Genomic DNA, 11,844 nt, shown 5'->3' on the forward strand with positions numbered 1-11,844 from the left:
AACTTATGCCGATTAGAATCGAACTATCAGAATACGGAAATACAGGTTTTCAAAAAATCTTGGGTCATAATCCCAAAGTCACGGACAGATGGAACGCATTGGAAGAATCCTTATTCCAAGAGACCGAACTAGGAGCCGATCTTTTGGAACAAGTTCGAAGAACAATGGCATTTGAAAACAAATGCGAATATTGTATGGTAAAAGCTGGAAGAGCGGAGATTTCACCGGAAGACAAAAGAACGGGACTGGCAGCAGCATTTGCGGACTTGTTCGTCAAAGATCATCTTTCCATTTCTCAATCCCATTTTCAAATTTTAAAAGAGGAATTCAGCGATAAAGAAATTGCGGAACTCTGTGCCTTCATTTCTTTCACTTCCGCTTCTCAAAAGATAGGAAGAATTTTTCACCTAACGGAAGACTATCAATTGAATCGAAAGACAACGATGGAAGAATTGAATTTAAGGAAAGAATAAACCGGCCGTGAAACGGCCGGTGGGAATGCGACGGATCAGCCGAAAACGTCTGTCACGTAACGACTGCTTGTTTTCTCCAAAGTTTCCATCCATATTTCGGCTTCCTCTTCGGAAACGTTTTTGTTTTCCCGATAGATCTTCAAAAATGTTTCTCTCACCGCGGGGGCCATTCTTCTTCCGTCCCCGCAGACATAGATCTTAGCGTTTCTGTCGATCAGATCCATCACGGACTCTCTTTCCTTCCACAATCTATGTTGAACGAATTGCACTCCGTCCTCTTCCGCAAAAGTAAACGCAGGTTTTACGGTCACGGCTCCGAGAGATTCCCATACCTTCATCTCTTCTTTGTAGAGAAAGTCCACATCAGGATGATCGCATCCGAAAAACAAAACGGCCTCTCCTAATTTTCTTTCGTTCTTTGCCTGAATCCCTCTTTCTTCGATGAATCCTCGGAAAGGAGCAAGGCCTGTTCCCGCACAAACCATAATGACGGGAGTTTCCAAATCTTCAGGAAGATGGAATGCCGCTTGCGAAGGACGAACGGAAACTGAAATTTGAGAACCTACTTCCGCCTGACTTAGATGATGTGAAGCAACTCCTTGGAACCTACCCTGGCCAGACCAAGCGGGAGCATCCACAATGGCAACGGTCAAACTGAGCTCATCCTCTTTTCCCAAAGGAGAAGAAGAGATGGAATATTGCCTTGCCTTCAAAGGAGGCAGCATCTCCAAAAAATCCCCGAAAGAAATCATACAGGATGCGTATCTTTCCAAAAGATCCAAAACACTGACTCTTTTCTCCAAAATTTCTTTGCCGTAAGAATCCTCTTTTGCAAGAGCAAGGAGCTGGTTTTTCTCAGGAGGACAAGGACTTGAATTTCCCAGAATCTCTACTTGTTTCTTCGTAGCAGGTTGAGACAATTCCGGATAATGTAACAACACTTCGCTGATTTTCACGGGATAACCTGTAGGCAGATGCGTTTGTCCCTCTTCGGAAGTTCTAATTACGATTTGAGTTTCTGAATGCAGTCCGAATCGTTTCAATGCGCGTTCCACATTCACAACCGGATTGGAAGGAAGAACGGTCAGGTAATCTCCCGCTCTGTATCTCATTCCTTGGGGAAGCGCCATGCGGATATGTCTTTTGGAACGACCCATAGGAGAACTCATATCCACAAGTTCCCTGTTTTCCAAGATGGTTGCCAAACCCAAGTCGGATTGTTTCAAAAGAGAAGAACGAACTTCCCCGATCACTTCCACTTTTAAGCTAGGTTCGGAAGCTGCCGCCTTTGTCTGTTTTCCGAAATGACCGGAAATACCTGTCCAAAAAGTTTCATACCAAGAATCGAAATCTCCAAAGAAATCCCCTCTTGCATCGGCTTCTCCTCTTTCTAAAATCCTTTCCGCACCGGCAAACGCCAGTTTTTCGTCCACTTTTTTAGGAATTGCCTGATACGTACGAGCCCAATCCCTGTTTCCACAACCGAATACACAGAACCTAACTCCGTTTAAATCTCCCGGAGACAAACCTTCCAGCCAATGTACGAATTGTTTTCCATTGTCGGTAGGTTGTCCTTCGTAAGAAGCGGTGACTACTACTACTGCGCCTTCTTTAGGAAGTCTTCCCGCATACTCATCCATAGTTCCGATCACTGCAGAATAACCTTGATAAGATGCATTCGAAACGATTTTTTCCGCAAACGATTCCGCAGAACCGCTATTAGATCCATATAAAACTAGAAGAGGGGTTTTGGCTGCGTCAGATCCTGCAGTCTGGTTTGAAGTTTTTTGAGATAAATAGGAAAAGGAAGTTTCCTCGTAGGAAGTGTTTTTTGCGGAAACGGAAGAAGCTGTTCTTAAAGAAGGTTTTCTTTTTCTCACTCGGATAAAAAACTGATCCGGCTTCAAAGTTAAAGTCTCTTTGATTTTCAATTGATACGAAGGATCGTTTTCCAATAGATCAAATCTTTGCAAAATCATCGCTAAAACAAGCTGTGCTTCCTGCATAGCGAAAGGTCTTCCGATACAGGCTCTTTGTCCGTTTCCGAAAGGTTTCCAAGAATTGGGAGGAAGTTTGTCATAAGCTTCTTGTTCGAATCTTTCCGGACGGAACGATTCCACATCTTCTCCCCAAACAGTAGTATCACGATGAAGGCTGGGAATTAAAATGAAAGCAGTGTCGGTCGTTTTGACAGGATATTTTCCTCCGATCACAGTATCTTCGTAAGGACGGAAAGAAATGGCCGGTGCCGTAGGCCAAATTCGAAGGGTTTCTTTCAAAACTTGATCCACATATTTCAGTCTCGCCAAATGTTCATATCTAGGAATGTCATTGCCTAAAACGGAATCCACTTCTTCTCTGATTTTTTGAAGTGCTTTTGGGTTCTTCAAAAGTTCGTAAATAGCAAGAGACAAAAGTCCACTGGTGGTTTCGTGACCAGCGATTAAAAAAGTCACCATCTGATAACGAATATTTTCATCGCTAAGCCCTTCTCCCGTAACAGGATCTCTTCCTTGAAGCATTAAATTGAGAAGATCTTTTTTGTCCGTAGGATGCGCTTTTCTTTCCGCAATCAAATCGTCGGACACCTTATGCAAATAACGAATGTCAGCATCATACTGCCTTTTGGTGAGAAGCATCAATTGTGTCTGAATGGAAAGTCTTCTGGTTCTAGCACCAGATTCCTTCAGCGCTCTTACCATAGCATGCACGAAAGGATGCATTTCATTCTGATAAAAACTGTTAAAACGAAAGTCAAACGCACAAAGTGCGATCGTATCCAAAGTAAGCTGAGTCATATTTTCGGAAACTTCAATGGGAACATTCTCACCTAACCGTTCCCATTTAAGAACCAATTGTTCGGCGATATCATACATAGGATCGAACATGTTTTTGATCGATGCAGGGCCGAAGGCAGGAACCAAAATACGATGCGCCTTTTCCCAGTTAGGTTCATGGGTGTAAGCAGTGAAAAGACCGTCTTTGGAAAAAGAACGGATTTTCTCCAAAGGAGCGCTCACCTTTTTATCGAACCTGGATTCGTCGCAAAGTTCATCAGCGAGTTCTCTCGAACTGATGAAAAGAGTTTCCGCACCGGGAAGACTCAACTTGAAAATAGATCCATAGGCCTTGGCCAATTTCATTAAGGATTGAACGGGAGCGTTCGGATCAATGTCCTTCACATTGCCTAGGATGGGGTCCGGTTTTGGGCCGGGGATGGGAGAGTCTTTTACGATGTGCATGTGGTACCTACCGATTTCAGTGAAAGAATCACTGATCCTATAGACTCACACAAAAAAGAACATAGTTCTTTTTTACAGAAAATATTTTCCTCTTTGTCAAATAATTTCTGAACTATCCTTCACTTTGTTCTGAACTGTTTTGCCTTTCATCCCAAAATAGAGAGCTACCGCAAGGAACCGAAAATGGACAATCCTTAAAGCTTCAAACTCAGGATGACGGTAAGACCTTCTCCCGGTTGGGAAATGGTGCTGATCACACCTTCCAACTGTTCTGTCAGATTCCGCACCAACATAAATCCCAAATGGTTCCCTGTCTTAGGATTGATCATTCCGGGAAGACCTTCCCCATCATCAGACACCACTAAATTCACATGGTTGTTGATTTTGTTCAGATGGATTCGAATCTCTCCTTTCTGACCGGAAGGATAGGCATATTTCAAAGAGTTGGTGATGAGTTCGTTCAAAATCAAACCCATCGGTAAAGCTCGTTTCAAATCGATCTTCACAGGATCCAACTTCACGGAAAACAGAACCTTCTCCGGATCGATGACATACATTTCCGAAAAGGAATGAATCAAATCCTGAATGTAGGTATGAAGATCCAGTTTATCGATATCGGAAGAACGATATAAACCTTCATAGATTTTAGACATGGAATGAATTCTGGATTGAGCGTTTAAAAAAATCCGTTTCGAATCTTCATCCTTTAAATTGTGAAATTCAAAACTCAATAGGCTGGAAACTACATTCAAACTGTTTTTCACACGATGCTGCAGCTCTTTCAAAAGGATCTCTTTTTCTGCGATGGATTTTTGTAGTTCTTTTTCTGTCTGTTTGATTTGAGTGATATCGTTATTGATGCTGAGTAGATAATGTTCACCGTTGATTTCGATCTGTTCGACGAAAATCTGAAGCACACCGGTTTCTCCTGTTTTGCGAAGAAATTCGAGTTCGATTCCCTCCACCTTTCCAGTCTCCTTCAGAATGGACATCATCCAATCCAAACTGTTCGGATTGACCCAAAACTCCAGTTCGGCGGAGGTTCTACCGATCACTTCGGAACGGCTCAACCTAAACATCTTCAAAAACTCGTCATTTACATCCACATAAACACCGTCCTTGTAACGGGACAAAGACATCCCCAAAGGGCTGGTTTTGAAAATGGTGGAAAATCGAATTTCGCTCGCCTTTAAATTCTCTTGAATTTTATATTCCTCCGTCACATCCCGAAAGACAAGAACGACGCCTAACGTCTCTCCGTTTTCATTCAGAATGGGAGCGCCGCTGTCTGAAATTTGATATTCTTTGCCATCTTTAGAAAGTAAGGCGGTATGATTGGCAAGACCCACGATTTTTCCCGTCTGCAGAACCTTATCCACAGGATTTTCCACCGGTTTTCTGGACTTTGCGTTTACGATCTTAAAAACATCAGAGATCGTATGACCGAGCGCATCGTGGTAACTCCAACCGGTCAGTTTTTCCGCAATAGGATTCATTTTTGTGATCGCACCGTGGTTGTCCGTAGCGATCACAGCATCACCTATCGAATTTAAGGTGACTCTTAGTTTTTCTTCTTTCTTCTTGGTTCTCTGATTGGCTTCGAAGAGTTCGAAAGCCATTTCAATGGAAGACTGTAAAACAAAATCGCCGGAGTTTTTGATCACATATCCGTAACGAGTGATTCCTTTTACCCTTTCCACCATCTCCTTTTCCGAATGAGAGGTGAGAAATACGATGGGGACTTCTTGGATTTCCAAGATCACTTTGGAGGTTTGGGTTCCGTCGATCCCTGAGCCCAAATCGATATCCATCAGAATCAAATCGATTCCTTTCTGTTTTTTGACGGTTTCGATCGCCTTTTCCCCTGAAGTAGCGGATATTACATTATAACCAGCAAATCGTAAAGATTGTGACTCTGCCATACCGATGATAACATCGTCTTCAACTAACAGAAGAGTTTTTTTATCTTTTTCATTACTCATCGCTGCATCCTCCCCTCACCCTATTTTAAGAACAAATTAGATTGGAAAAATTGTAAATTGAGAGGGAAAAATCCATTTTAACATATAATTTTAAAATTTGAACCAGAAAGATTCGGCCGAAGCGACACTGATTTTTTTACAAATAAAGGTAAAAGCTAACAAAAATTTTTACATTTGCGACAATTATGTCTACCTGTTCAGTAAGAAGGAAAATTCCCAGTTCCTACACATAACAGAGGTCAAATCAACGACCTTTCATAGAATCGCCTCTCAATTTCCTAAAAAGGGATTTTTATTGCACTACGATCAACAAAAAAATCAGTTTTACTTTAAAAAATTCGAATAAGCCAAAATACAAAATACGTGGACTAGTTTTGTGATTAGAACTTTCATGTCCAACGTTTAACTTTGCAAAAGTTAGACGTTGGACATATAGGAGCGTTTTGTGAGTCAAAAAATCAAACTCCTGTTCGGTGGTTTTTGTAAAAAGGGAAAAAGCAGCCCGAGTTATGTGAGCAAAAACAGATCATTCTTTCGAAGAGGAAGGTAACAGCACCCACCCCTTGCTCTTACTTAGATTCCGATCCGGACGGATCAGGTTCAAAAAAAGCCAAATTCTCGGGGCCTTCGTGGATCACGATCCTTTTGATTTGGCCTTTCGTTTTCGCAACTTCGTCTTTTAATCCGGAAAAAAACCAACGAGCCACATTTTCCGAAGTAGGGTTCACACCCTTAAAATCAGGATGGTCGTTGATCAAAATATGATCGATGCTGTGTACAAGCTCTTGGAGGCGATTGCGGGCCGTCAGGAAGTCATAACTGATTCCATCCGGGCGAATGTTCTCATTTCCTGACAAAAACACCTCTACCTTCCAGGAATGGCCGTGGATGGGTTCATCCGAGCCATCCGGAAAATAATCGTAAAGGAAGTGAGCGGATTCAAACCTACCCTCAATGCGCACATAAAATTTCCCAAATTCCGAGGTAAACATTCCATTGACGAATAGACGACAGTCTATTATTTGTATAGTTAATTTCCTTTTTGAGGTATTCCGGCATGACTGAGTCAACAAAAGCCCGTTTTTATAAAGAAATGACAGTGGGAGAAGCCATTGCCATTCACCCGGAAGCTGGACTTGTTTTCTCCAGCTACCATTTAGGTGGATGCTCTCACTGCTCCATCAACGAAGTAGAGACCATCGAACAAGTTTGTATGGGATACGGAGTAGAAGTAGAGACTCTCATCGACTCCCTCAACAATCTTTTCGCAGAAGATTAATCTTCCTTCACTGTCCTAAGGGCAAGCCCCGGATTTTGTTTCACAAACTCCGGGTCGGGCTGCTTCGGGCTCCGCTTACGCTTCGGTCCTCCCACTCCCTTTTTATACTGAGTTCGTTTCTCTTCTTTTCTAGAGATCCTTATTTTCATTTTCGTCGGACTTAGAACCCGCCGCATCCCTCTTGCTATTTCTTAATCTGTCCCAATTGATTTTTTCGATGGATCAGCCATTCGTGAAGGTTCATCTGTGTTTCATTGATTACAAATTCCGAATAGTGATAGTATCTTCGATCTTTTGCATCCATCGTAAGTGGAACGAATTTGCTAGGGTCTTGGAACAATGCATTTGCAATATTGGAAGGCATAAGAGTGCTTTCTCCGTTCGTCAAATGAGTGTAAGATGCTACCGGTGTTAAGGAGAGGGAAGCTGATTTAGAAAGATCCAGATCCTTGGCACCTTTCGATACCAACAAAGCCTTTAACTTTTGTGCGCCGGCTTTTCCTGCAACCTCTTTCCTATCTAACTTTTGTAAGAATATATTCTTGCCTGTACTTGTAACATAAATGTTCACACTCGCACCGGACTTCACTAAAAATTCGGCGATATCGTATTGTTCCAGTTCAATTTGTACGAGCAAAGGTGTTTCATCATGAGCAGCACCAAAAGCTTCCCTAAATCCGCCGAAATTAGGATTCGCACCTTTATTCACTAACAATTTCGCAATTTCTAATGTTTTTGCCTTTTCTAAAGGAGAACGATTCCCAGCACGATACCTTAAGAAACCGGAGCCATAAACGCATTCTCGTGATCTTAAATTCGGATCGGCACCCTTTTCGAGTAAAAGTTTTACCAAATCAATGTCTCCGATTCTTGCGGCCATATAAAGTGACGATTCGCAATCTATATCGTTCGGATCTCCTCCATCCAATAAACGTTGTTTGGCTTCCTCTGTTTTACCTTCTCCAATTATACGAGGTAGAGGCGTTTTACAATTTGAGGTAAAAAGCGCAGCTACGATCAGCAATGTAAAAATTCTTTGGTTCATTTAAATCACTCCGTTCCCCATCTTTGAAAGAAAATTCACAAAGTATATAAAATTTTTCAAATATTCTACCATACAAATTGTTAAACTAAGCACAACTCGCCTTGACCGAAAAACTATCCACTCCCTCTTGGTAATTTAAAATAAAATGCGAGATCCTTTTCTATCGAAGTAATATTCGCTTTCACAAGAGGAACATTTATAACGCCCGTAACTCGGAATGACTTTAGGAGCACTGCAGCTAGGACAAAGCACTGTTTTTAAATTCCCTGTAGAAAATCGAATCGATTCCTTATGACGATCTCTCCATCCGAAAAAAAGAAAACAATGAGCAAGCGAAAATCCTAACATAAAACCGACGACATGCGAATAAAATACATAAGCGGTTTCATTCGCCTGCATTTCCCAGAACATAACAATAAATTGATAGGGAACCCAAAATATAAGGCTTGTTACTACGGGAAGATCCGAAAACATGAATTTTTTGGTAATGAGAGTCGTTTTTACTTTCGGAAAAAACACAATATACATTCCCAAAATTCCGGAGACTACACCGGAAGCACCTAATATAGGTAAGGTAGAATTCCAATTCAAAAGAACATAAGATAAATTTACAAAAATAGAAAGAAAGACCAATACTATAATAAAAAGGAAATGGCCTAATACATCCTCAATATTGTCCCCATACATGTAAAAGTAGATACAATTGATTAGAATTTCCCAAAAGCTTTTATGGAAAAAGATGTTCGTTACAAGGGAGTGTAAATCCACTTCTTTAGAAGCTTGAAACAAATCCAACCGAAACACGTTCGTAAAAAATACGAAAATCCAAATCAATATTAGGAAAAAGGTAACGAAGGGAGTGATGGAACGATGATTTGCTTTTTCAATAATAAACATAAATCATCGCCATAGCACCTAACTTAAACTAAAGTTGATTTTCAGCAAGGAATATTTATTTACTGAATCGTATCACTTCGTTTCGAATGGGTTTCACAGTTTGCAAGTATGCGAATATTGCGGATAAATCTTCCTTGGTCATATTCCCATACATTCCCCAAGGCATAATCGTGTTATAACCTTCTTTTTCGACAACATGAGGTTTGTACGTTTTGGAATCGAAACTTTTAAACAGATTTACGAATCGATCTTCCGACCAATTTCCGATTCCTGTTTCCCGATCGGGTGTGATATTGGAAGAACGAACCACACTGCCGTCTCCCATAGGAAATTCAAAACCGCCAGCGAGTTCCATTCCTTCTATCGGTTTTCCTTTTTCTTGTTTCGTATGGCAGTCCGCACAACTCGCAGCAGTAAATAGATACTTACCATATTCCAAACGATCGGAAGGTTTCGGGATCTGTGTGAAATTAGCTTTCGTAGGAATGGTGCGAATGATTAGATTCATAGGAAAATCGGATTCGGATTGAGGGATTTCTTTTTTAATTGGTTCCAGGCTTCGCAAATAAACGATGATGGAATCGATATCTTCCGAATCCATCTTTCCATAATTCAGATAGGGCATCACAGGAAACAGAGGACGACCGTTTTTACTGACTCCAGTAGTGATGGCTCTTTTGATTTCTCCGTCCGTCCAGTCACCTAAGGAATCTGGAGTGATGTTGGGAGCGAAATACTTTCCTGGAAAACCGAGCTTCTGATTGAACTCTTCCCCACCCGCACCCAAACTTCCCGGGACAATTGGACCTGCATATAAATTCCAATCCCTTTGCGAATGGCAATCCATACAAGCGGCAACCGCATTCGCAAGATAACGACCTCGTTCCCATCGAGCAGAAGTGCGTTCGATTGTAATCGATTCCGGCTTTTCCTGTTTTGGAAAAGCAAACATGATATATAAGAAGAAACAGGCAGCGATCGCTGCCAAAACGGAGAAGGTGGAAATTAATATTTTTTTCACGAAGCAACCTAATTCTTGTTCTAAAAGTGAAATAGAAGTAACAAGAATCTTTGCACAACGCAACTAGAAACTCAAAACTATATTAGAATTTATGAATTCTATTTGAGAATGAAAATCAAATATAAACGAAGTTTAACGAAACGAATGAACCTATCTATATTTGAATCACTATCTTTCCGAAATGAGAACCAGATTTCAAATAATCGAGAGCTTCTTTCGTTTCAGATAGAGGGAAAATTCGGTCGATCACAGGTTTGAGTCCACTCGCTTCTATGGCGGCATTCATAGCCTGAAACGCCTTTCTTCCTCCCACGACAATTCCCTGCACCTTGATATTGTTCATGACAACAGGAAGAAGGTTCAGTTCACCGGAACGTCCTGCCAAAATTCCGATCAAATGAATCACTCCGAAAGGTTTGCAAGCGATAATCGACTGCTCCAAAGTTCCCGCTCCTCCTACTTCCACGATATGATCGGCTCCGATTTTTTCCGTTAGGCTGCGGATCTGTTTTCCCCATTCGGGAACTTCTTTGTAATTGATCAGAAAGTCGGCTCCCAAAGATTTTCCTTTGGATAATTTTTCCTCGCTGGAAGAAGTCAAAAATACTTTCGCCCCTGCTTGTTTGGCAAACTGCAATGCAAACAAAGAAACACCACCTGTTCCCTGTACAACGACAGTATGACCCGGAAGTAATTTACTGAATACATGAAAACTGGACCAGGCTGTGAGCGCTGCGCAAGGAAGAGTCGCACCCTCTTCAAAACTCAAATGTTTAGGCATGGCCACCAAACCGGTTTCGGGAAAAAGAATGTATTCCCGTAAGGTTCCGTCCAAAGGACCACCTAATGTGTGTCTCATTTCTTGATGAGTAGCGTGATCTGCGATCCAGTTAGGAGCGAATGTGGCAAGCACCTTGTCTCCTACTTTCCATTCAGTGACACCTTCTCCTATCTCAACTACTTCTCCCGCTCCGTCGCTACAAGGAACCATAGGAGTCGGAAACTTAGGATTGTATTTGCCCGCAATGACTAGGTTGTCCCTGAAGTTCAGAGATGCGGCTCGCATACGAACCAATACTTGGCCGGCTTTCGGTTTTCCCGGTTCGGGGGCGTCTGCTAAAGAAAGATTTTGAATTCCAAAAGAGGAGAGTTGAATTTGTTTCATTCGATTTTATATGTTTATATTTTTAGAGTGCTTCCGATTTCAGTCGGGAAGAACTACTTCGCCTTTTGCATTCAAAGGAAAAAAAGGATTGTGAGCAACCTCAAAAAGATGTCCATCCGGATCTTCGAAATAAGCGCTGTATCCTCCCCAAAAAACCTTTTGAGGCGTCTTGAGAATCTTAGCGCCGAGAGAACGAACTTTTTCAATCACCTCATCCACTTCCTGTTCGCTCTCCGCATTATAAGCGAGTGTGATTCCGGGAAATCCGCTTCCTTTTTCATCCACCTCAGCATCCTCGGCCAAAGACTTTCTGTTAAAAAGAGAAAGGACAAGGCCATTTAACTGAAAAAAGGCGACTGTTTCTTGGCTGGCGCTTGATTTTTTCCAACCTAAACCTTTCTCGTAAAATTGGAGAGAACGGGAAAGATCGGAAACTCCTAGAGTGATTAGGTTGAGTTTTTGTTTCATAATGAAATCTAATTCTTGAGGAAAATAAAATTAGGTAAAGTAAAAAGAGGCGGCCTATTTGTGGTACCTACCGCAGCTCCCCGAAAGGAAAGGGCAAAAAGGTGAAAACATTTTTAAAAAAATTTGCGAAAATGGAAAATGAATATCGAAAACAACTTACATGAGATATATGGAACGCATTGGGTGGCGGGTCTATGGAGTTCCTACCAAAAAACGGACATTAAAAAGCTCCTTTTTAGGAGACAAAAATGTCGAAGAAAATCAAATATTAT

At 41.5% G+C, this 11,844-nt stretch carries 10 protein-coding genes; 2 read left to right on the top strand and 8 right to left on the bottom strand.

The window, feature by feature from the left end:
• Positions 1-5 precede the first annotated feature (5 nt).
• On the top strand, positions 6-473 hold the full coding sequence (locus tag EHS15_RS17825; protein ID WP_135761946.1) for a carboxymuconolactone decarboxylase family protein: 468 nt from the start codon (positions 6-8) through the stop codon (positions 471-473).
• 35 nt (positions 474-508) lie between these two features.
• Here the strand turns inward: EHS15_RS17825 and EHS15_RS17830 are convergent, their stop codons facing one another.
• The 3 genes from EHS15_RS17830 to EHS15_RS17840 form a co-directional block, all read right to left on the bottom strand.
• A complete protein-coding gene (locus EHS15_RS17830; RefSeq protein ID WP_135761947.1) occupies positions 509-3,715 on the bottom strand; it encodes a bifunctional cytochrome P450/NADPH--P450 reductase in 3,207 nt (1,068 codons plus the stop codon).
• Positions 3,716-3,909: 194 nt separating this feature from the next.
• Positions 3,910-5,697 (bottom strand): PAS domain S-box protein, encoded by a 1,788-nt coding sequence (locus tag EHS15_RS17835; RefSeq protein ID WP_135761948.1) that lies wholly within the window; start codon positions 5,695-5,697, stop codon positions 3,910-3,912.
• Between the two features lie 569 nt (positions 5,698-6,266).
• On the bottom strand, positions 6,267-6,689 hold the full coding sequence (locus tag EHS15_RS17840; protein ID WP_135761949.1) for a 6-carboxytetrahydropterin synthase: 423 nt from the start codon (positions 6,687-6,689) through the stop codon (positions 6,267-6,269).
• 65 nt (positions 6,690-6,754) lie between these two features.
• Between EHS15_RS17840 and EHS15_RS17845 the strand changes: the two genes are divergently transcribed.
• The gene (locus tag EHS15_RS17845) at positions 6,755-6,976 is read left to right on the top strand and encodes a DUF1858 domain-containing protein (protein WP_135761950.1); all 222 of its coding nucleotides are present in this window, start codon (positions 6,755-6,757) and stop codon (positions 6,974-6,976) included.
• A gap of 184 nt (positions 6,977-7,160) precedes the next feature.
• On the opposite strand, the gene EHS15_RS17850 is transcribed toward EHS15_RS17845, so the two are convergent.
• From EHS15_RS17850 to EHS15_RS17870, 5 genes are all read right to left on the bottom strand, one after another.
• Positions 7,161-8,021: an ankyrin repeat domain-containing protein gene (locus EHS15_RS17850; RefSeq protein WP_135761951.1), complete on the bottom strand. Its 861-nt coding sequence runs from the start codon at positions 8,019-8,021 to the stop codon at positions 7,161-7,163.
• A gap of 135 nt (positions 8,022-8,156) precedes the next feature.
• The gene (locus tag EHS15_RS17855) at positions 8,157-8,918 is read right to left on the bottom strand and encodes a rhomboid family intramembrane serine protease (protein ID WP_135761952.1); all 762 of its coding nucleotides are present in this window, start codon (positions 8,916-8,918) and stop codon (positions 8,157-8,159) included.
• A gap of 55 nt (positions 8,919-8,973) precedes the next feature.
• Positions 8,974-9,939: a c-type cytochrome gene (locus EHS15_RS17860; RefSeq protein WP_246052288.1), complete on the bottom strand. Its 966-nt coding sequence runs from the start codon at positions 9,937-9,939 to the stop codon at positions 8,974-8,976.
• A gap of 154 nt (positions 9,940-10,093) precedes the next feature.
• Positions 10,094-11,104, bottom strand: a complete 1,011-nt coding sequence (locus EHS15_RS17865; protein WP_135761953.1) for a zinc-dependent alcohol dehydrogenase family protein — start codon at positions 11,102-11,104, stop codon at positions 10,094-10,096.
• 39 nt (positions 11,105-11,143) lie between these two features.
• Positions 11,144-11,572 carry a VOC family protein gene (locus tag EHS15_RS17870; RefSeq protein WP_135761954.1) on the bottom strand — a complete coding sequence of 143 codons (429 nt, stop codon included), beginning with the start codon at positions 11,570-11,572 and terminating at the stop codon, positions 11,144-11,146.
• Between the last annotated feature and the right edge of the window lie 272 nt (positions 11,573-11,844).

Origin of the sequence: Leptospira idonii, assembly GCF_004770995.1 — a bacterium.
GTDB lineage: Bacteria > Spirochaetota > Leptospiria > Leptospirales > Leptospiraceae > Leptospira_A > Leptospira_A idonii.